Source organism: uncultured Photobacterium sp. (genome assembly GCF_947502415.1).
Lineage (GTDB): Bacteria > Pseudomonadota > Gammaproteobacteria > Enterobacterales > Vibrionaceae > Photobacterium.
Genome location: NZ_CANMZV010000012.1, coordinates 47,271 through 68,066, shown reverse-complemented (window position 1 = coordinate 68,066; position 20,796 = coordinate 47,271). Strand labels below are relative to the sequence as shown.

Here is a 20,796-nt window from a genome sequence, read left to right as displayed (position 1 = left end):
TTTGTTGTAAAAAGAGCAGGGAAAGTTGTCCCCAGGGCATGCTCATCAATACAACAATTAAAAGGAACGCCACATGTTGGTAATTAAGGAAAATAGCGAAGTACTGATGCATTTTGCCATTAAGCTAGAAGATGGTTCAGTTGCAGATTCAACCCAGGCGATGGGCAAACCAGCGAAGTTCCGTATGGGTGATGGCAGCCTGACGGATAATTTTGAAAAATGCCTGTTGGGGTTGAATGTAGGTCAGAAAAGTACTTTTGTGCTGGAGCCGGAAGATGCCTTCGGCCTTGCTAATCCTGATAACATCCACCATATCGATTTGTCGAAATTTGGTGCAGATACGCCTGCCGAGGTGGGGACCATCATCGCTTTCTCCGGATCGGATGGTAACGATATTCCAGGAATTATTACTGAAGTTATCGGTGACTCGGTGACCGTTGACTTCAATCACCCGCTTGCCGGGCAACGGGTCACCTTTGATGTCGAAGTTGTGGCCATTGAAAACTAAGAGCTGTTAGCAATGAAAATCTTATTAGCCAATCCACGCGGTTTTTGTGCCGGCGTTGACCGTGCCATCAGTATTGTTGAACGTGCACTGGAAATGTATCAACCGCCAATTTATGTTCGCCATGAAGTTGTTCATAATCGCTTCGTGGTTGAAGGGCTCAAACAGCGTGGCGCTATTTTTGTCGAAGACTTACATGAAGTACCTGATGACAATATTGTGATTTTCTCTGCCCATGGTGTTTCACAAGCGGTTCGCAATGAAGCTAAAGCCCGCCAGCTGACGGTTTTCGATGCTACCTGCCCGCTGGTAACCAAAGTCCATATGGAAGTAGCGCGCGCCAGCCGTCGCCATATGGAAGTGGTGTTGATCGGTCATGCCGGCCATCCGGAAGTGGAAGGCACTATGGGCCAGTACACCAGCGAAGAAGGTGGTATGTACCTGGTTGAGAAACCGGAAGATGTCGAGAAGCTGCCGGTTAAAGATCCGAGCCATCTGCATTATGTTAGCCAGACAACCTTATCTGTGGATGAAACGGCTGATGTGATCGCCAAGCTGCGTGAAGTCTTCCCTGAGATCCAGGGCCCGCGTAAGGATGATATCTGTTATGCGACCCAGAACCGACAGGATGCCGTGCGTGAAATGGCGCAGTTGGTGGATGTGATGATTGTGGTTGGCTCAAAGAACTCTTCCAATTCAAACCGCTTGCGTGAGCTGGCTGAAAAGCTGGGAACACCGGGCTTCCTGACCGACTGTCCGGAAGATGTGCAGCCGGAATGGTTTGAAGGCAAGCTGAAGGTCGGGATCACCGCGGGGGCATCGGCACCTGAAGAATTGGTTAACCAGATCATCGATCGTATCCGTCAGTTAAGTGGTGCTGAAGTTGAAGAGTTGACCGGCCGGGAAGAAAACATGTTTTTTGAAGTTCCCCGCGAGCTACAAGTTAAGAACGTGTAAGCCGTCTGCCATCTTTGATATTAAGGGATGCTATCCAATTGAAGCCTCAGCGAATGCTGGGGCTTTTTTTATACTCGTCAACAGGCTACATTGAAGTAATACTTATCGATAAAACATATTAGGGAGAAAAGACGCAATGGTAAGAATTGCGATTGCCGGTGCGGCAGGACGCATGGGTCGACAGCTGTTAAAAGCGACACATCTGTCAGAACAGGCTGCACTGGGTGCAGCGACTGAGCGCAGTGAGTCCACCCTGGTCGGTGTTGATGCCGGTGAACTGGCTGGTATTGGTATACTGTCTGTTGCTGTCGTAGATGATCTGGCTGCAGCGAAAGATGACTTCGATGTACTGATTGATTTCACGGCACCGGTTGCAACTTTGGCTAATATCGAGTTTTGTCAGCAGCACGGCAAGAAAATTGTGATTGGTACGACAGGCTTTAGTGAGGAAGAGCGTCAGCTGATTGACGAGGCTGCTAAGAGCATGCCGATTGTGATGGCACCGAACTACAGTGTCGGTGTTAATTTGATGTTCAAACTGTTGGAGAAAGCCGCAAAAGTCATGGGTGACTATTGTGACATCGAGATTGTTGAGGCACATCATCGTCATAAAGTTGATGCGCCATCAGGTACCGCAATTGGTATGGGTGAGGCGATCGCTGGTGCGATGGGCAATAAACTCAATGACGTGGCAGTGTATGCTCGGGAAGGCATTACCGGTGAGCGCAGTCGTGATGAGATTGGCTTTGCGACGATCCGAGCTGGAGATATCGTCGGTGAGCATACCGCGATGTTTGCAGATATTGGTGAGCGAGTGGAAATCACCCATAAGGCTACCGATCGTATGACTTTTGCCAATGGTGCTGTCCGTGCTGCTGCCTGGCTGAACGATAAAACGCCGGGTTTTTATACAATGCACGACGTACTTGGCCTGGACGAACTTTAATCTCATCTGTTAATTACCGCTTCTCCCCTTCCTGCGGTATCTATTCCAGTTAAATACATCGATATGCACCCACAGACTTGTGGGTGCATAATTAGTGACTGCGTTCCTCTGGTTTTTATTATTTTCTCGAACGTGCTTCCCTGCTGGAAAATTAACCGGGAATTGTGTTGTTTTTGGTGTTTTGTGGGTGGTGTTTGTTCGGGTGCGGTAAAAGATCGGCTTTTGTTGGTGTGATTGAAATGGTTTTATTGTTTTTTGTTGTGTTGTGGTTGGTGTGGTTTTGGGCAAACGATAAAATGAGAACGAGTGTTGTATTGTGTGATGTAAAACCGATGAAAATGTGTGGTTATATGGATTTAGCCTGTTTTTTCTTTTGGGTTGGTCTAAATTCAAATTAATTTTGACTGTTTTATTGACACTTAAAAGAGTGATCCCTAGAATGCGCGCAATTTGTCAAAAATCAGCTTGACTCGCTTTTTGACTTTGTATGGAATGGGTGGTTGCAATTTTATCTGTTTTAACTGCATTTTTATTGTTTTGGAGGTTGTCTTGAGCAAATCAGCGCTGTTAGTCCTTGAAGATGGGACAGTGTTCCACGGCGTGTCCATTGGGGCAGATGGTTCGGCCGTTGGGGAAGTTGTTTTTAATACCTCGATGACGGGGTACCAAGAAATTCTCACTGACCCTTCCTATTCACAACAGATTGTTACTCTTACTTATCCCCACATTGGCAATACCGGAACTAATTCCGAAGACGAAGAATCCACCTCCATCCACGCGCAAGGCCTGGTAATCCGCGATCTCCCTCTCATAGCTTCAAACTTCCGTAGTCAACAGTCCCTTTCTGATTATTTAAAATCCCAAAACATTGTCGGCATTGCCGATATTGATACCCGAAAGTTAACTCGTATTCTGCGCGAAAAAGGTGCCCAGAACGGTTGCATTATGGCGGGTAATAGCCTGGATGAAGCGCTTGCTCTGGCTAAGGCTAAAGATTTTCCCGGTCTGAAAGGCATGGATCTGGCGAAAGAGGTGACTACGAAGGAAACCTACTCTTGGAAGCAAGGTTCATGGACGCTGGAAAACGGTCTGCCGGAAGCGGCTGATGACTGCGAACTGCCATACCATGTGGTTGCGTACGATTTCGGAGCAAAGCGCAATATCCTGCGGATGCTGGTTGATCGTGGTTGTCGCCTGACCGTTGTGCCGGCGCAGACATCAGCAGAAGAAGTACTGGCGATGAATCCGGATGGTGTGTTTTTGTCAAACGGCCCAGGTGACCCTGAGCCATGTACTTATGCGATTGAGGCGACGAAAACCTTCCTGGACAAGGGGTTACCAATCTTCGGTATTTGTCTTGGCCATCAAATCCTGGCTCTGGCATCGGGAGCGAAGACGGTGAAGATGAAGTTTGGCCATCATGGCGCCAACCACCCGGTTAATGACCTTGACCGTGATGTTGTGATGATCACTTCGCAGAACCATGGTTTTGCTGCTGATGAAATGTCATTGCCGGAAAACCTGCGCGTAACGCATAAGTCTCTGTTTGATGGCTCCTTGCAAGGAATTCACCGTACCGACAAGCCGGCATTCAGTTTCCAAGGCCACCCTGAAGCGAGCCCTGGTCCACATGATGCAGCACCACTATTTGACCACTTTATCGAACTAATCAAGCAGCACAGCGCCTAAGCCGGGAGTAAAAAGAAATGCCAAAACGTACTGACATTAAAAGTGTTCTTATTCTAGGTGCTGGCCCGATTGTGATTGGTCAGGCATGTGAGTTTGACTACTCAGGTGCACAGGCTTGTAAAGCGCTGCGCGAAGAGGGTTACCGCGTTATTCTGGTTAACTCTAACCCTGCCACTATCATGACAGATCCGGATATGGCCGATGCAACTTACATTGAGCCAATTCACTGGGAAGTTGTCCGTAAGATCATCGAAAAAGAGCGCCCGGATGCAGTACTGCCGACAATGGGTGGCCAGACCGCATTGAACTGTGCCTTGGATCTTGAAAAGCACGGTGTGCTGGAAGAGTTCGATGTGGAAATGATCGGTGCAACGGCTGATGCGATTGATAAGGCAGAAGATCGTTCTCGCTTCGATGCGGCCATGAAGTCTATTGGCCTAGAGTGTCCGCGTGCCGATACGGCTAAGACCATGGAAGAAGCCTACAAGGTTCTCGATATGGTCGGTTTCCCTTGTATCATTCGTCCTTCGTTTACCATGGGCGGTACCGGTGGTGGTATCGCATATAACAAGGAAGAGTTCGAAGAAATCTGCCGCCGTGGTCTGGATTTGTCACCGACCAATGAGCTGTTGATTGACGAATCATTGATTGGCTGGAAAGAATACGAGATGGAAGTCGTTCGTGATAAGAACGATAACTGCATCATCGTCTGCTCAATCGAGAACTTCGACGCTATGGGTATTCACACAGGTGACTCCATCACCGTCGCCCCGGCACAGACTCTGACTGACAAAGAATACCAGCTGATGCGTAATGCATCGTTAGCGGTATTGCGGGAAATCGGCGTCGAAACGGGTGGTTCTAACGTCCAGTTCGGTATTAACCCGAAAGATGGTCGCATGGTTATCATCGAGATGAACCCGCGTGTATCGCGTTCCTCGGCGTTGGCTTCAAAGGCTACGGGTTTCCCGATTGCTAAGGTGGCAGCCAAGCTAGCCATTGGCTTTACTCTCGATGAGCTGATGAACGACATCACAGGTGGTGCGACCCCAGCCTCGTTCGAACCGACGATCGACTACGTCGTGACAAAGATCCCGCGCTTTAACTTCGAGAAATTTGCCGGTGCTAATGACCGCCTGACAACACAGATGAAGTCTGTTGGTGAAGTCATGGCGATTGGTCGTAACCAGCAGGAATCACTGCAAAAAGCCTTGCGAGGTTTGGAAGTGGGGGCTAACGGCTTTGATGAGATGGTTGATTTAGATGCACCGGATGCTCTGACGCAAATCCGTCATGAATTAAAAGATGCAGGTGCTGAGCGTATTTGGTACGTCGCTGATGCATTCCGTGCTGGCCTGTCTGTCGACGGTGTTTTCAACCTGACCAATATTGATCGCTGGTTCCTGGTGCAAATTGAAGAGCTGGTTAAGCTGGAAAATGAAGTAAAAGAGGGCGGTTTTGCCGGCCTGAACGCGCAGACTCTGCGTAAGCTTAAGCGTAAGGGCTTTGCTGATGCCCGTCTGGCGAAGCTGTTGGGTGTGGCTGAAACGGAAATTCGTAAGCAGCGTGACCAGTTCGATATCCATCCGGTTTATAAGCGTGTGGATACCTGTGCGGCAGAATTCTCTTCAGATACGGCTTACATGTACTCATCTTACGATGAAGAGTGTGAAGCCAATCCAACGGACAAGGATAAAATTATGGTACTCGGCGGCGGTCCTAACCGTATTGGCCAGGGTATTGAGTTTGATTACTGCTGTGTTCACGCTTCCCTTGCACTTCGTGAAGATGGTTATGAAACCATCATGGTTAACTGTAATCCGGAGACGGTATCGACTGACTACGATACATCTGACCGTTTGTATTTCGAACCGGTAACTCTGGAAGATGTTCTGGCTATTGTTCGCGTCGAAAAACCGAAAGGGGTTATTGTTCAGTACGGTGGCCAGACACCACTGAAACTGGCTCGTGCACTGGAAGCGGCGGGTGTGCCGGTTATTGGTACCAGCCCAGATGCGATTGACCGCGCAGAAGACCGTGAACGTTTCCAGGCTGCCGTTGAGCGCTTAGGTTTGCTTCAGCCTGAAAATGCCACTGTGACCACAATGGAGCAGGCGGTAGAGAAATCGAAAGAGATTGGTTTCCCGCTGGTAGTTCGTCCATCTTATGTTCTGGGTGGTCGTGCGATGGAAATTGTGTATGACGAGAGTGACCTGCGCCGTTACTTCAATGAAGCCGTGAGCGTGTCAAATGAGTCGCCAGTGTTGCTGGATCGATTCCTGGATGATGCAACTGAGGTGGATATTGATGCTATCTGTGACGGCGAGCGTGTGGTTATCGGCGGTATTATGGAGCACATTGAGCAGGCAGGGGTTCACTCTGGTGACTCAGCATGTTCATTGCCGGCTTATACCTTAAGCCAGGAAATCCAGGATGTGATGCGTCAGCAGGTTGAAAAACTGGCCTTAGAACTAGGCGTACGCGGCCTGATGAATACCCAGTTTGCGGTGAAAGATAACGAAGTCTACCTGATTGAAGTTAACCCGCGAGCGGCGCGAACGGTACCTTTTGTCTCTAAGGCAACCGGTGCGCCGCTGGCGAAAATTGCTGCTCGCGTGATGGCTGGTCAGTCACTTGAATCACAGGGTTTTACCAAGGAAATTATTCCACCGTACTACTCGGTGAAAGAAGTTGTGCTGCCATTTAACAAGTTCCCGGGCGTCGATCCACTACTTGGCCCTGAAATGCGCTCAACCGGTGAGGTGATGGGTGTCGGCAATACGTTTGCAGAGGCTTTCGCTAAAGCTGAATTAGGTTGTGGTAAAGAGAAGCTGGCGAAAGGTCGTGCACTGCTGTCTGTGCGTGGCAATGACAAACAGCGTGTAGTTGACCTGGCTTCAAAGCTGGTGAAGCAAGGCTATGAGCTAGATGCGACCCATGGTACAGCGATTGTTCTGGGTGAAGCTGGCATTAACCCTCGTTTGGTGAACAAAGTGCACGAAGGTCGCCCGCACATTCTTGACCGTATCAAGAACAACGAATACTCCTACATTGTTAATACGGCAGAAGGCCGTCAGGCGATTGAGGATTCGAAAGTGCTGCGCCGAGGCGCTCTGGCAGAAAAAGTGAACTATACCACCACCTTGAATGCCGCTTTTGCAACTTGTATGGCTTGGGCAGCAGATGACCGTAACACGGTTACCTCCGTTCAGGAGTTGCATGCCCGCGTGAATAACGCTTAATGTAATGCCATAATGTAACAACAGCCCGCTTTATGCGGGCTGTTTTGTTTTTAAGTGTAATTGATTGGAAAATGCACGAAAGAAGCAAAATCCGGGCTTTTATTGCTTGAACTGAGCACCGAATTGCGTAAAATTGGCCGCGTCGCATAAGCGATAAATCTTTTTGGAGACATTAATGAACGATACCGACCATCCCCCGAGTATGAAGGTGGAAAATCAAACCCGTTAACGGTGTCGGTCTCCTGTGATTCCGGACCTTCTTTTCGGGTTCGGAATAATATGTCTTATGTATCTCTTCTTCTGATATCTATCCTGACAAATCATTCCTCGGTTTTCTTGCCAATATTCTCAATATAGAACGGCGTCAATCTACTGTAGATGACAGGCTTTTCGCTATTTTTTTATCAGACAAAATGAGTTTTGTTTTTCTGATGTAGTAGTGGTTGGCACATTTGCATAGTTGTATGACGTGATTCTGGTGGTCGTTACCCATGCTGCGTCTGAAAAGGCGGGCATTGCCAATCGGGAGATTCGCCATGGCGGTAATGAACTATGCGGCTCAGGCTGCAACTACAAATGAACACCTAGGCCAGAGTGATGTGCTGGCTGTCCGTAATGCGTTCTTGAAATATGACATTAATGAGCAGGCGACACTCCTTGCCAGGATGCCAATTTCCGATGCGATTGCGGTATTACATGAATGCCCTTTGCGGCATGTGCAGACCTTGCTGGATCTGCTTGATGAACGAAATGAGCAAGTGCGTATGCGTCACTTGGCGAACGGACTTGGATTGATCTGCTCGGAAGCTGAGCCGGCAGGGCATTATCTGAAAAACAGTGTCTTTAGCCATGTGCGTGAGCGCATTGGCTGGATTGTCGGCCTGGCTTTGCTGGGTATTGTTTCGGGATTGATCATTTCTCATTATGAAGACACCTTGAGTCAACTAGTGCTACTGGCGATTTATATGCCGGTGATTGCGGCTGCGGGAGGGAATACCGGTTCGCAGGCGGCGACATTGGTGGTCCGGGCGCTGGCAATGGAAGAAATACGGTGTCGAGACTGGCTGGCTGTACTTTGGAAAGAGTTCCGTGTAGCCATTGTGATTGCAGTGGTGCTGGCACTTGTGATTGTCGGCCGGGTTATGGTGTTCAGTGACAGTACGGTATTGCCGATTGGCATGAGGCTCGAAGATATCGCTCTGGCGATTGGAATGGCGATTTCGTTGCAGGTGGTGCTGTCGACCACCGTCGGCGGAGTGCTGCCGATGATTGCCCGAGCCTGCCGTCTGGATCCGGCGGTGCTGGTGAGTCCGGTATTGGCCTCAGTGGTTGATATTTCCGGGATGATTATCTATTTCACCACAGTGAATACATTTTTGGGATTAGCGTAGAGAGCGCAGGCTCAATAGCTTTACTCTTCAGTTTTACATCCGAAAATAACCAGATTAGAAAAAGCGAGTGACTTTTGTTACTCGCTTTTTTTTTGTTGTAGAACCTAGAACCTAGAACCTAGAACCTAGAACCTAAAAGCTTTTATATAGCGCGCGGTATAACTCTCGCTCGAACTGTTCGATAGGAGGGGCGACTTTAGGGGTATCATCGTCTCGCTCTTCCGGGTGGTAGTTGGTGACAAGTTGTACAAACAGTAGCTCCTTACCCGATTGGGTAGTAAGCACTCCGGCAAGGTTGTGAGTGCCGAACAGTGAACCGCTTTTGGCAGCAATTTGTCCGATCAGTGGCTGGTGGCGGATACTCTGACGGTAACGTAAGGTGCCGCTTTGTCCGCTGACCGGTAAGGTTGTCAGCAACCCCAACTGTTTGTCATGGTGGTAGATGTAAGTGATCACTTCCATCATTTGACTCGCTGTCAGGCGGTTGTTGCGAGACAGTCCCGAGCCGTCGACTAATACGGCCTGGTGTAGGTCAATGCCTGCTTTTTCTTTCAAAATAGCTTTAATGGCTGCGACACCATTATTAAACGTACCAGGTTGGCTGAAGTAGCGATTGCCGAGTGTTTTAGCGAGGTTGTCGGCAATCAGGTTGTCGGAGTCTTTTATCATGGTATCGAGCAGCTCACTGAGCGGGGCTGAAGAGTGGCGGGCAATGCGTTTGCCACGGGCGGTATCACTTCTCACTATATTACCGGTAAAACGGATCCCGGCTCGTTTTAGTTCTCTGCGAATCACTGCCTCAGTAAATTTAAATGTATTCTGTACGGCAAAGTTCAGTGGTAATGGACGTTTCTGCTGCTCCAGGCAACCGCTGAGCAGATAGTGGTTGGTATCTTCGGCATAGAGTTCCAATTCACAATGGCGGGCTTTCTGCTGCTCCGTGGTCACTGTGAGAGCGTGGGTGCTGACCTCAATTGGCTGGTGGGGAGGGATGTGTACCCGAGTCAGTTGTCCGGCTGTTTTATTGCTGTAAAGAGCGCCCTGAACGCAATTATGTTCAAGGGAAATACTGCTTGATGGAGCACTGTAGCAAACGCCTAGTACATCCCATGGCCAGCCCGGCGCACGTTCGTACCCACTGAAAATGGCACCATTAAGGATTATGTCACCACTGATGGTTTTCCTGACTTTTTTTATTTTTTTCAGCAGGGCAACCAGTTGTTGCCGAGATAGGCTTGGGTCGCCGCTGAAATGGAGAATAAAGTTGTTTTTGTCTTGCTCTAATTCGGTGTGAAATCGAAAGTTTTTGCCGAGGTAAAGCCTGGCCGCTAATGCCGTGATGAGCTTTTGAGTACTGGCTGGTGCCTGCAGCTGGTTTTCGCGTTGGGTGGTTAAGGTGGTGCCTGTTGTCGGATCGGTGATCAACAGGGCTGTATCATGACCTTCTGGCAACTGATTTAAGGCCTTCTGGGGAGAAAAGCTGGCAAAAGCTGGAAGGCAAAACAGAATGCCGATAAGTAATGGGAGTGCTCGTAACATGATTGGTGCCATAAAAATGAGAGGTTCAGTTAACCCTAGCCATCTTATAGCAAAACGGTACCGGCTCGAAGGCAAGTACCGTTTTTTTGGATCTAACGCTCTGAATTCTAATTAAATTAGAAGTCGTAACGTGCACCTAGAACGAATTCGTCAGACGCAACTTTCTTACCAACAACGTCTTTGTCCAGGTTGTTGAACTTGTAAGAAGCGTAAGTACGGAAGTTCTTGTTGAAGTAGTGAGTTGCATCTACAGCAACAGAGTCGCGTAGGTCAACGTTCTTATCCGTATCTTCTAAGTAGTTGTAAGTAGCGATAAATACAGTTTTGCCTAGGGTGTATGATGCTGCAAATTCGTAGCCAGTTGAATCTTTGATTAGGCTGTCATGAACCACTGTGTCACGAGCGTCCTGGTAAAGACCTGCAACGTAGAAATCGCCGACAGTGTAAGAAATCGCACCGAATGCCTGCTTACCTGTTTTGTCTTCGTTGCCGTTTTTAGAGCTCTGACCGTCTTGTTCACCGTAACCCGCACCGAAGCCTAGGCCCATATCCATCACGTACATAGCACCAACAGAGTAGCCGTCAGTGTTTTCGCCGTTGTCGAATACGTAGTTAGTTTTAACAGTCAGGTTGTTGCCCATTAGGTCGAAAGAGCCTACGTAAGCAAGGTTATTGTCAGTACGGTCAGCCGCAGCTAGCTTGTTACCAGCTTCGTTACCGTGGAAAGACATGATATCAGTAAAGTCAGTCAGCATGCCTAGAGAGCCGTCGGCCTTACCGTAAACCAGCTGGCCGTATGTGCCACCGATACCAGCGTAAGCATAACGGGTTTCGTCATCGCTGCTGTCCGCGCTTTGGAATTCTTTTTCGAAGAAACCTGTACCGTACAGATTGTCAGTGATGTCTGTTTTACCTGCTACGTTGATACGTACGCGAGTTGCATCAGAAACTTTGTTGCTGCTAGTTTCTGTATCAGCCATTACTGCACGCGCTTCAAAACGACCACCGACTGCAAGGCTAGATGCTTCATCTGAATATACTTCTGCTGCTGTTGCTGCGCCTGAGATTGATGCTGCTGCTACTGCTAAAGCAATAAGGTTCTTGTTCATTATCGAATCCTTTTGGAAATCCTTTTGGAATTATTTTGTGGTATGCATGAGACTGCTAAATGCATAGTGTTCTTTTTACTGGTTATTGGTTGGATAGAGTTAGTAAAAAAAACTGAAAAATACTTTATTGGTATGATTTTAAATGGTTTTTTGTTTTTATGGTCTGGTTTATCAGTCACTTAACTGATTTGGCTAAAGTTCGCCTGTGATTGTGTTTTTTAGTTGTATTTAGAATGCGGTTGAGCTTTTCTTTGACGATAAATTTACGCTATCTGGTATTTTTGTGACTATAGCCACATTATTTTGTGGTCTATTCTTGTAAGCGTATGTTGTTTCAACAGGCCGTTAGTGATGTGGATGATGCCGGAGCGGCGATCCGGGATGATCTCTTGCTCAAGTTTGTTTAGAATGATTCTGTTCCCTGTTAACGATGTTGGTTCAGCGATGCTGCTGGGCTAGCTTTTTTTTGCCCAAAAAGTGACAAGCGCTTAAGGGTATTGAGGTAAATATATTTATGGATAAGATTCCAATGACCGTACGTGGTGAGAAATTGCTGCGTGAAGAACTGGAAGTTCTGGTTAAGCGTCGTCCACTAATCTCTCAAGCGATCGGTGAAGCGCGCGAACTGGGCGATTTGAAAGAAAACGCGGAATATCACGCTGCTCGTGAAGAGCAGGGTATCTGTGAAGCACAGATCCGTGATATCGAATACAAGCTGTCTGTAGCCCAGGTGATTGATGTTACCAAGATGGAAAACTCAGGTAAGGTGATTTTTGGTGTGACAGTAACCCTGATTGATGTTGATACCGAAGATGAAGTGACCTACCAGATTGTGGGTGACGACGAGGCTGACATCAAGGCAGGCCGTATTTCTGTAAACTCTCCGATTGCACGTGGCCTGATTGGCAAGATGCAGGACGACGAGGTGACGATTACGACACCTGGTGGCCAGAAAGAATTCGAAATTGCCGAAGTAGCTTATCTATAAGCTGGTATATAGGGCATGAATTGTTAGGGAATGTTACCGTTGGCTGCAATGGAAAGCATTCCATGCCATTATCGAGACGTAAAAAAGGCCGCAGCGGCGGCCTTTTTTATTTTCGAGGAAGTTCGATTTTGCGCTCTTCGCTTGGGCGATATAGAACTAGCGTTTTACCGATAACCTGTACTTTTTCAGCTTTAGTTTCGCGAATAATTGCATCCACGATCAAAACCTTTGTTTCACGCTCTTCAGCCGCTACCTTAACCTTGATAAGCTCATGGTGGTCAAGCGCGAGTTCAATCTCAGCCAAAACTGCTTCAGTTAGGCCGTTTGCACCCATAAGGACAACAGGTTTTAGGTTGTGAGCAAGGCCTTTTAGGTATTGCTTCTGTTTGGTGCTTAGATTCATGATGACTCTATTTTTATATTACAAGGGTTGAAAACAGGGTATTCTAACGCCATCTAGTCTAGAAGACTAATTTGTTTAGTATATGCCACTGCGTGGTGGTCAAGTATACTTTATAAGTACGCTAACTCATTAGGTAAATCATGAGTAAAAAAAAGCACTCGGGTAGTTCAGGCCGTTGGCTGAAAGAGCATTTTGATGATAAATATGTTCTTGAAGCGCAAAAGAAAGGCTATCGTTCCCGCGCTATTTTCAAAATTGAAGAAATTCAGAATAAAGACAAGCTGTTAAAACCAGGCATGACAGTGGTCGATCTTGGTGCTGCACCGGGTGGTTGGTCACAATATGCGGCGGAAGTTGTTGGTGATAGCGGACAAGTTATCGCCTGTGATATTTTGCCAATGGATTCCCTGCCAGGCGTGAGCTTCCTGCAGGGGGATTTTCGTGAAGAAGCTGTGTTAGATGCACTGTTGGAACGCATTCAGCCAGATATGGTTGATGTGGTACTGTCAGATATGGCTCCTAACATGAGTGGCAATTTAGCTTCAGATCAGCCTAGAGCTATGTATCTTGTTGAACTAGCATTAGATATGTGTAGACAAGTACTTGCGCCGAACGGCAGCTTTGCGGTAAAAGTTTTCCAGGGTGAAGGCTTTGATCAGTATCTGGCTGAAGTTCGCAGCATGTTCAAAGCGGTCAAAATTCGGAAACCGGATTCATCACGAGATCGCTCTCGTGAGGTTTATATTGTAGCTACAGGTTATAAACTGTAGTACCCTAAATTCATCTTTAAGTTATCGCGAGGTTAACACCTTGAGTGACATGGCAAAAAACTTGATTCTGTGGTTGGTTATCGCTGTGGTTCTGATGTCTGTTTTTCAGAGCTTCGGTCCAGGCGATAGTGCTGGCCGTCAAGTCGACTATACAACCTTTGTCCGTGAAATCGGTCAGGATCAGATAAGGGAAGCGCGATTCAATGATCGTGAAATCACCGTTTATAAACGTGATAACACGCGATACGTTACTTATCTGCCTGTCTATAACGACCAGAAGCTGCTAGACGACTTAATTAACGCTAATGTGAAGGTGATGGGTACACCACCTGAAGAGCCAAGCCTGCTGGCTTCTATCTTCATTTCATGGTTCCCAATGCTCCTTCTGATTGGTGTTTGGATTTTCTTTATGCGCCAGATGCAGGGCGGTGGTGGCAAAGGTGCCATGTCGTTTGGTAAATCTAAAGCGCGCATGATGAGCGAAGACCAGATCAAGACGACTTTCGCAGACGTTGCCGGTTGTGACGAAGCGAAAGAAGACGTTAAAGAGCTGGTGGATTACCTGCGTGATCCAAGTCGTTTCCAGAAGCTGGGTGGTAAGATCCCAACTGGCGTACTGATGGTTGGTCCTCCTGGTACAGGTAAGACCTTGCTGGCAAAAGCAATTGCTGGTGAAGCTAAAGTACCGTTTTTCACTATTTCCGGTTCTGACTTCGTTGAAATGTTTGTCGGTGTGGGTGCATCCCGTGTCCGTGACATGTTCGAACAAGCCAAGAAAGCGGCGCCTTGTATTATTTTCATTGATGAGATTGATGCCGTAGGTCGCCAGCGTGGTGCTGGTGTGGGTGGTGGTCACGATGAGCGTGAACAGACCCTGAACCAGATGCTGGTTGAGATGGATGGTTTTGAAGGTAATGAAGGTATTATCGTTATCGCTGCAACTAACCGTCCTGACGTACTTGACCCAGCGCTATTGCGTCCTGGTCGTTTCGACCGCCAGGTCGTAGTTGGCCTGCCGGATGTCCGTGGCCGTGAGCAGATCCTAAAAGTGCATATGCGTAAAGTACCGCTGGACAACGATGTGAAACCATCGCTGATCGCGCGTGGTACTCCAGGCTTCTCTGGTGCGGATCTGGCTAACCTGGTTAACGAAGCAGCCTTGTTTGCTGCACGTGGTAACAAGCGTACCGTTTCCATGGTGGAGTTTGAGCTGGCGAAAGACAAAATCATGATGGGCGCCGAGCGTAAGTCCATGGTGATGACGGATGAGCAGAAAGAGTCGACGGCTTATCACGAAGCTGGCCACGCGATTATTGGCCGTCTGGTACCTGACCATGATCCGGTTTACAAGGTGTCTATCATTCCTCGTGGTCGTGCTTTAGGTGTGACCATGTACCTGCCGGAGCAGGATCGTGTCAGTCATTCGCGTGAATTCCTTGAGTCAATGATTTCAAGCCTGTACGGCGGTCGTTTGGCTGAGGAGCTGATTTACGGTGTGGAGAAAGTGTCGACTGGTGCATCGAACGATATCGAGCGAGCAACTGATATTGCGCGTAAGATGGTCACTCAGTGGGGCTTCTCGGATAAGATGGGTCCGCTATTGTATGCTGAAGACGAAGGTGAAGTGTTCCTTGGTCGCTCTGTAACCCAGACTAAACATATGTCCGACGAGACGGCGCGCGCAATCGACAATGAAGTTCGTGCTCTGATCGACCGTAACTATGAGCGTGCACGTGAAATTCTGATGCAGAATATGGATATCATGCATGCAATGAAAGAAGCATTGATGAAGTATGAGACCATTGATGCTGGTCAGATTGATGACTTGATGGCGCGTAAATCGGTTATTCGAGCTCCTAAAGGTTGGACCGATGAAAATGACACGCTAGTTGCTTCTGAGGGCGAAACGGCTGAGGAAAAGGACGATAAGGCCGCTGATAATACAGTGACTGAAAAAGTCGAAACTCCTGATGCAGATGACAAAGAAGACAACAAGCCGCAAGTATAATTTGTGAGCTAAACAGTAAAACCCCGAGCTGTCTCGGGGTTTTTTTTGTTTAGCTGTTATGGATTACTAAGCAGGCTGTTGTATCGAGGGGAAGTATTTCCTCTCGCTGCTACAGATGCTTGGCGTTATGGGGGAAGGCGATGATCCTGACCAGTAGAGATAAGACTCTCGATCTTTCTTATGCCCATACCATGGGTATTTTAAACATCACTCCTGATTCTTTTTCGGATGGTGGTAAATTCTTTCACCAGGATAAGGCTTTGTACCATGTCGAGGAGATGCTGGCTGCAGGAACCAGTATTATCGATATTGGTGGCGAGTCGACTCGTCCTGGGGCTGTGGATGTGGCTTTGGAGGACGAGCTTGAACGAGTGGTTCCGGTTATAGAAGCAATTCGCCAGCGGTTTGATTGCTGGATCTCGGTGGATACCAGCAAGGCACAAGTGATGACCGAAGCCGTTAAGGCCGGCGCTGATTTGATTAATGACGTTCGGGCCTTACAGGAACCGGGTGCTGTAGCAGCAGCTGCCAACGCCGGGGTGCCAATTTGTTTAATGCATATGCAGGGGCAACCGCGTACAATGCAGGCCCAGCCTCAATATGACGATTTAATTACGGATGTCAGCGATTTTCTCACCGAGCGGGTTGCAGTATGTGAAGAGGCTGGAATCGGCCGCGAGCGGTTATTGCTTGATCCTGGGTTTGGTTTTGGCAAAACGCTAGAGCATAATTACCAGCTGCTTGCGCAGTTATATAAATTTCATCAATTTGGTTTACCGCTGCTGGTCGGTATGTCGCGTAAATCAATGATATTTAAACTACTTGATAAAAAGCCTGCAGAATGTCTGGCTGGTAGCCTGGCTTGCGCAGCAATTGCTGCCATGAAAGGGGCACAGATCATTCGGGTCCACGATGCACAAGAAACTGTTGATGTATTGAAAGTGTGTCGGATGACATTAGAGCAGGAACATAAGATAAATTGCTAGGAGCTGAAAATGGCTGAACGTAAGTTCTTTGGTACGGATGGTATTCGCGGATTGGTAGGTAAAGCACCAATTACACCAGATTTTGTTTTGAAACTTGGCTGGGCGGCAGGTCGGGTTCTGTCCAAGCAAGGCACCAATAAGGTGATCATTGGTAAAGATACCCGTATTTCCGGCTATATGCTGGAATCAGCATTGGAAGCCGGCCTAGCTGCTGCTGGTCTGCAGGCTGCATTTACCGGTCCGATGCCAACACCGGCGGTTGCTTATCTAACCCGTACTTTTCGTGCCGAAGCTGGTATCGTTATTTCAGCTTCCCACAACCCTTATTATGATAACGGTATTAAATTCTTCTCTTCAGAAGGAACCAAGCTGCCTGATGAAATTGAGCTGGCTATCGAAGAAGAGATGGAAAAACCATTGACATGTGTTGAATCAGCCATGCTGGGTAAGGCTTACCGTATCAATGATGCTGCAGGTCGTTACATTGAGTTCTGTAAAGGTACATTCCCGACAGAGTTGAGCCTGGCTGGTTACAAGATCGTTGTTGACTGTGCCCACGGTGCAACCTATCACATTGCTCCGAATGTTTTCAAAGAGTTAGGTGCTGAGGTGATCACGCTGGGTTGTGAGCCGAACGGTATCAATATCAATGATAAAGTAGGCGCGACTGACGTGGCAGCTCTTCAGGCTAAGGTACTGGAAGAAAAAGCACATTTCGGTATTGCACTGGATGGTGACGGCGACCGCGTAATCATGGTTGACGAAGAAGGCAACAAGGTTGATGGTGATCAAATTGCGTACATTATTGCTCGTGATGCCCTTCGCCGTGGAGAGCTGAAAGGTGGTGTTGTTGGTACTTTGATGACCAATTTGGGCATGGAAGTGGCGCTGAAGAATCTGGGCATTCCGTTTGTTCGAGCCAAAGTGGGTGACCGCTATGTGATGGAAGAGCTGCAAAAGCACAATTGGTTGATTGGTGCTGAGAATTCTGGCCATGTGATCTTGCTCGATAAAGTGACAACGGGTGACGGTATTGTTGCTGGCTTGCAAGTCATGGCTTCGATTGTTGGCAGCAAAATGACACTGAAAGAGCTGACTGATGGTATGGCAATGTACCCGCAGGTGCTGGAAAATGTCCGTTTCGCAAGTGATGCTAATCCGCTTGAGTCTGAGGCTGTTCTGGCGGCACAGGCTGCGGTAGAAGCTAAACTTGGAGATAGCGGTCGAGTGCTGTTGCGCAAATCTGGTACTGAACCTTTAATCCGTGTAATGGTAGAAGGCGAAGACGCTGATTTAGTTAAAGAATCAGCGCTGGCGATTGCACAGGCCGTGAAGGATAACTGCTAATCTTTTCCTCAACGGGAAGTAACTTTGGAGTCGGTTTTGCTTAAAACTTAGTCAAGTAATTCATGGCAATAGTTTTTTTGTTAAATTTTACTTGTCACAAGGGGAGGGTTTCGCTAGTATTCCCTCGCTCCTTTAGTTAGGGAGTGCGCTGGCACTGCTTAAGCAAAGCCGGCACAACAATTTAACCATAGGTGGAACCCATGTACGAAATTCTACTTGTGATTTATCTGTTGGCTGCGCTTGGTGTAATTGGCCTAGTTTTGGTTCAACAAGGTAAAGGCGCAGATATGGGAGCTTCATTCGGGGCTGGCGCATCAGGTACGCTGTTTGGCGCGAGCGGCTCTGGAAACTTTTTAACCCGAATGACCGCAATTTGTGCAACTGTTTTCTTCGTTATCAGTCTTGTTCTTGGCAATATTAGTGCTAAGCAAGCGAAAGAAACAAGCGGCTGGGAAGACCTAACAGCCCCTGCAGCAGAGCAAGTTGTAGAAAAAACTGAGAATGTTCCTGCAAACAGCGATATTCCTCAGTAATTAAAGATTTAGCCGAGATGGTGAAATTGGTAGACACGCTAGCATGAGGTGCTAGTGCCGCAAGGTGTAGGGGTTCAAGTCCCCTTCTCGGCACCATGATTCGTTACTTGAAAGAGTAACATCTGAACGATATAATCGTCGTCAGATTACGGACGCGGGGTGGAGCAGCTTGGTAGCTCGTCGGGCTCATAACCCGAAGGTCGTTGGTTCAAATCCGGCCCCCGCAACCAACTTTTGAAAAAACGGCTATTCTTTTAAAGAAGTACGTTTTTTCTATCATAGCTATGCGCTGTGATAATCAGGGTCCAGTAATAAAAAACCCCGTAATTCGGGGTTTTTTATTATCTGAAAAATGACCATTCAGGTATTTACTGGGCTTTAGTGCCCTTTTTTTGTTTCCAGGGGGTTGTTTTGACAGCTTTAGAGATGCAATTGACTGAACTGCTTGAAGCGCCGGTAACGGCTTTGGGCTATGAATTAGTCGGTTTGGAATTTATCCGTGCAGGCGAGCACTCAACTTTGCGTGTTTTTATCGATCATGAAAACGGCATTTTCGTTGACGACTGTGCAGAGGTTAGCCGCCAAATTAGTGCGGTAATGGATGTTGAAGATCCAATTACTGTGGCTTACAACCTGGAGGTGTCATCCCCTGGTCTGGAAAGGCCGCTATTTAAAGCAGCACATTATCAGCAATTTATTGGCCACGAGGTCAGCCTGGTATTGAAAATGGCGATGGAAAATCGCCGTAAGTGGAAAGGTGACATTGTTTCCGTTGACGGTGAGCTAGTCACAGTGAAAGTTGATGGCAATGAAGAAACATTTGCACTAAGCAATATCTCCAAGGCCAACCTGGTTCCAAAGTTCTAACCGCTAAATTGGGGCATTAGAAATGAACAAAGAAATCTTGGCTGTCGTTGAAGCGGTATCCAACGAAAAAGCTGTTCCTCGTGAGCGTATCTTCGAAGCACTAGAGATCGCACTGGCAACAGCGACTAAGAAAAAATACGAAGCAGAAATCGACGTACGTGTAGCGATCGACCGTAAGACCGGTCATTTTGATACATTCCGTCGCTGGAAGGCCGTAGAAGAAGTGACTCAGCCAACGCTGGAAATCACAATCGAAGCTGCTCAGTACGATGATGAAACTATTCAGCTTGAAGACTTCGTGGAAGAAGAAATCGAGTCAGTAACATTTGACCGTATTACGACTCAGACTGCTAAGCAGGTTATCGTACAGAAAGTACGTGAAGCTGAGCGTGCTCAGATCGTGGAACAATTTATTGACAACGAAGGTGAGTTAATTACTGGTGTTGTTAAAAAAGTTAATCGCGATGCTGTTATCATTGACCTTGGTAATAACGCTGAAGCTGTTATTCAGCGTGATGATCAGCTACCTCGTGAAAACTTCCGTCCGGGTGACCGTGTACGTGGCCTGCTATATGCGGTACGTCCGGAAGCGCGTGGTTTCCAGTTGTTCATGACACGTTCTAAGTCTGAGATGCTATCTGAGCTATTCCGCATCGAAGTGCCAGAAATTGGCGAAGAGATGATTGAACTGATGGGCGCGGCTCGCGATCCTGGTTCTCGTGCGAAGATTGCTGTGAAGACAAACGACAAGCGTATCGACCCTGTTGGTGCGTGTGTTGGTATGCGTGGCGCGCGTGTGCAGGCTGTATCTGGTGAGCTTGGTGGCGAACGTATTGATATCGTGCTTTGGGACGAGAACCCAGCACAGTTTGTTATTAATGCGATGGCTCCGGCCGAAGTTAGTTCTATCATCGTTGATGAAGATAACCACACCATGGACATTGCTGTTGAGAAGGATAACCTTGCTCAGGCAATCGGCCGCAGTGGTCAGAACGTACGCCTGGCATCTCAGCTAACTGGCTGGGAACTGAATGTGATGACTGTAGAAGATCTTCAGAAGAAACATCAGGAAGAAGCGCAGGAATCAATTGAAGCGTTTACCAAGCATCTAGATATTGATGAAGATTTCGCAGCTGTACTGGTTGAAGAAGGCTTCACATCACTAGAAGAAATCGCTTATGTTCCAGTAAACGAGCTAATGGGCGTTGAAGGTCTGGATGAAGACACTGTCAACGAACTACGTAACCGTGCTAAAGAAGCGCTAACAACGCTAGCTCTTGCCCAGGAAGAATCTTTTGAAGGTGTTGAACCTGCAGAAGACCTGCTTGGTCTTGACGGTCTAGAACGCGAAATGGCGTTCAAACTGGCAGCTAAAGGTGTGAGTACGCTTGAAGATTTGGCTGATCAGGGCACTGATGACCTGACTGACATTGAAGGCATGGACGATGCAAAAGCGGGTGAGCTAATCATGGCAGCGCGCAACATCTGCTGGTTCGGCGACGAAGCGTAATTACAA

Annotated in this window: 17 protein-coding genes and 2 tRNA genes; 16 read left to right on the top strand and 3 right to left on the bottom strand. The window is 47.7% G+C overall.

Going from position 1 to position 20,796, the window contains the following annotated elements; translation table 11 throughout:
- Positions 1 to 73 precede the first annotated feature (73 nt).
- The 6 genes from fkpB to Q0852_RS13850 all read left to right on the top strand — a co-directional run bounded on the left by fkpB (position 74) and on the right by Q0852_RS13850 (position 8,730).
- The gene (gene fkpB, locus Q0852_RS13875; protein ID WP_299018881.1) at positions 74 to 508 is read left to right on the top strand and encodes an FKBP-type peptidyl-prolyl cis-trans isomerase; all 435 of its coding nucleotides are present in this window, start codon (positions 74 to 76) and stop codon (positions 506 to 508) included.
- Positions 509 to 520: 12 nt separating this feature from the next.
- The gene (gene ispH / locus Q0852_RS13870) at positions 521 to 1,462 is read left to right on the top strand and encodes a 4-hydroxy-3-methylbut-2-enyl diphosphate reductase (protein WP_299018879.1); all 942 of its coding nucleotides are present in this window, start codon (positions 521 to 523) and stop codon (positions 1,460 to 1,462) included.
- A 136-nt stretch (positions 1,463 to 1,598) separates the two neighbouring features.
- A complete protein-coding gene (gene dapB, locus Q0852_RS13865) occupies positions 1,599 to 2,408 on the top strand; it encodes a 4-hydroxy-tetrahydrodipicolinate reductase (RefSeq protein WP_299018877.1) in 810 nt (269 codons plus the stop codon).
- Between the two features lie 549 nt (positions 2,409 to 2,957).
- Positions 2,958 to 4,097, top strand: coding sequence for a glutamine-hydrolyzing carbamoyl-phosphate synthase small subunit (gene carA, locus Q0852_RS13860; RefSeq protein WP_299018875.1), 1,140 nt, complete (start codon positions 2,958 to 2,960; stop codon positions 4,095 to 4,097).
- A 17-nt stretch (positions 4,098 to 4,114) separates the two neighbouring features.
- Entirely contained in the window at positions 4,115 to 7,339 is a 3,225-nt protein-coding gene (gene carB, locus Q0852_RS13855; RefSeq protein ID WP_299018874.1) for a carbamoyl-phosphate synthase large subunit, read from the top strand.
- A 536-nt stretch (positions 7,340 to 7,875) separates the two neighbouring features.
- Positions 7,876 to 8,730, top strand: a complete 855-nt coding sequence (locus tag Q0852_RS13850; protein WP_299018873.1) for a magnesium transporter — start codon at positions 7,876 to 7,878, stop codon at positions 8,728 to 8,730.
- 132 nt (positions 8,731 to 8,862) lie between these two features.
- Here the strand turns inward: Q0852_RS13850 and dacB are convergent, their stop codons facing one another.
- Positions 8,863 to 10,269: a serine-type D-Ala-D-Ala carboxypeptidase gene (gene dacB, locus Q0852_RS13845; protein ID WP_299018871.1), complete on the bottom strand. Its 1,407-nt coding sequence runs from the start codon at positions 10,267 to 10,269 to the stop codon at positions 8,863 to 8,865.
- Positions 10,270 to 10,385: 116 nt separating this feature from the next.
- A complete protein-coding gene (locus tag Q0852_RS13840; protein ID WP_299018870.1) occupies positions 10,386 to 11,378 on the bottom strand; it encodes a porin in 993 nt (330 codons plus the stop codon).
- Positions 11,379 to 11,892: 514 nt separating this feature from the next.
- On the opposite strand from Q0852_RS13840, the gene greA reads away from it, so the two are divergent.
- Positions 11,893 to 12,366, top strand: a complete 474-nt coding sequence (gene greA / locus Q0852_RS13835) for a transcription elongation factor GreA (RefSeq protein ID WP_299018868.1) — start codon at positions 11,893 to 11,895, stop codon at positions 12,364 to 12,366.
- A 106-nt stretch (positions 12,367 to 12,472) separates the two neighbouring features.
- Here greA and yhbY read toward each other — a convergent pair whose 3' ends face one another.
- Positions 12,473 to 12,769, bottom strand: a complete 297-nt coding sequence (gene yhbY / locus Q0852_RS13830) for a ribosome assembly RNA-binding protein YhbY (protein WP_299018866.1) — start codon at positions 12,767 to 12,769, stop codon at positions 12,473 to 12,475.
- A gap of 140 nt (positions 12,770 to 12,909) precedes the next feature.
- Between yhbY and rlmE the strand changes: the two genes are divergently transcribed.
- The 9 genes from rlmE to nusA all read left to right on the top strand — a co-directional run bounded on the left by rlmE (position 12,910) and on the right by nusA (position 20,790).
- The gene (rlmE, locus tag Q0852_RS13825) at positions 12,910 to 13,539 is read left to right on the top strand and encodes a 23S rRNA (uridine(2552)-2'-O)-methyltransferase RlmE (protein ID WP_299018865.1); all 630 of its coding nucleotides are present in this window, start codon (positions 12,910 to 12,912) and stop codon (positions 13,537 to 13,539) included.
- A 49-nt stretch (positions 13,540 to 13,588) separates the two neighbouring features.
- Entirely contained in the window at positions 13,589 to 15,547 is a 1,959-nt protein-coding gene (ftsH, locus tag Q0852_RS13820; RefSeq protein ID WP_299018864.1) for an ATP-dependent zinc metalloprotease FtsH, read from the top strand.
- A gap of 140 nt (positions 15,548 to 15,687) precedes the next feature.
- A complete protein-coding gene (folP, locus tag Q0852_RS13815) occupies positions 15,688 to 16,533 on the top strand; it encodes a dihydropteroate synthase (protein WP_299018863.1) in 846 nt (281 codons plus the stop codon).
- A gap of 9 nt (positions 16,534 to 16,542) precedes the next feature.
- A complete protein-coding gene (gene glmM / locus Q0852_RS13810; RefSeq protein WP_299018862.1) occupies positions 16,543 to 17,880 on the top strand; it encodes a phosphoglucosamine mutase in 1,338 nt (445 codons plus the stop codon).
- 200 nt (positions 17,881 to 18,080) lie between these two features.
- On the top strand, positions 18,081 to 18,413 hold the full coding sequence (secG, locus tag Q0852_RS13805) for a preprotein translocase subunit SecG (RefSeq protein WP_299018861.1): 333 nt from the start codon (positions 18,081 to 18,083) through the stop codon (positions 18,411 to 18,413).
- 11 nt (positions 18,414 to 18,424) lie between these two features.
- Positions 18,425 to 18,509, top strand: a tRNA-Leu gene (locus Q0852_RS13800).
- Between the two features lie 57 nt (positions 18,510 to 18,566).
- Positions 18,567 to 18,643 (top strand) — tRNA-Met (locus tag Q0852_RS13795).
- 181 nt (positions 18,644 to 18,824) lie between these two features.
- Positions 18,825 to 19,280 (top strand): ribosome maturation factor RimP, encoded by a 456-nt coding sequence (gene rimP / locus Q0852_RS13790; RefSeq protein ID WP_299018860.1) that lies wholly within the window; start codon positions 18,825 to 18,827, stop codon positions 19,278 to 19,280.
- 22 nt (positions 19,281 to 19,302) lie between these two features.
- On the top strand, positions 19,303 to 20,790 hold the full coding sequence (gene nusA / locus Q0852_RS13785) for a transcription termination factor NusA (RefSeq protein ID WP_299018859.1): 1,488 nt from the start codon (positions 19,303 to 19,305) through the stop codon (positions 20,788 to 20,790).
- Positions 20,791 to 20,796: the final 6 nt, after the last annotated feature.

Coding starts and splice junctions, on each gene's coding strand:
- fkpB (WP_299018881.1), top strand. CDS start 74: ATGTTGGTAATTAAGGAAAATAGCGAAGTACTGATGCATTTTGCCATT.
- ispH (WP_299018879.1), top strand. CDS start 521: ATGAAAATCTTATTAGCCAATCCACGCGGTTTTTGTGCCGGCGTTGAC.
- dapB (WP_299018877.1), top strand. CDS start 1,599: ATGGTAAGAATTGCGATTGCCGGTGCGGCAGGACGCATGGGTCGACAG.
- carB (WP_299018874.1), top strand. CDS start 4,115: ATGCCAAAACGTACTGACATTAAAAGTGTTCTTATTCTAGGTGCTGGC.
- Q0852_RS13850 (WP_299018873.1), top strand. CDS start 7,876: ATGGCGGTAATGAACTATGCGGCTCAGGCTGCAACTACAAATGAACAC.
- dacB (WP_299018871.1), bottom strand. CDS start 10,269: ATGTTACGAGCACTCCCATTACTTATCGGCATTCTGTTTTGCCTTCCA.
- Q0852_RS13840 (WP_299018870.1), bottom strand. CDS start 11,378: ATGAACAAGAACCTTATTGCTTTAGCAGTAGCAGCAGCATCAATCTCA.
- greA (WP_299018868.1), top strand. CDS start 11,893: ATGGATAAGATTCCAATGACCGTACGTGGTGAGAAATTGCTGCGTGAA.
- yhbY (WP_299018866.1), bottom strand. CDS start 12,769: ATGAATCTAAGCACCAAACAGAAGCAATACCTAAAAGGCCTTGCTCAC.
- rlmE (WP_299018865.1), top strand. CDS start 12,910: ATGAGTAAAAAAAAGCACTCGGGTAGTTCAGGCCGTTGGCTGAAAGAG.
- ftsH (WP_299018864.1), top strand. CDS start 13,589: ATGGCAAAAAACTTGATTCTGTGGTTGGTTATCGCTGTGGTTCTGATG.
- folP (WP_299018863.1), top strand. CDS start 15,688: ATGATCCTGACCAGTAGAGATAAGACTCTCGATCTTTCTTATGCCCAT.
- glmM (WP_299018862.1), top strand. CDS start 16,543: ATGGCTGAACGTAAGTTCTTTGGTACGGATGGTATTCGCGGATTGGTA.
- secG (WP_299018861.1), top strand. CDS start 18,081: ATGTACGAAATTCTACTTGTGATTTATCTGTTGGCTGCGCTTGGTGTA.
- nusA (WP_299018859.1), top strand. CDS start 19,303: ATGAACAAAGAAATCTTGGCTGTCGTTGAAGCGGTATCCAACGAAAAA.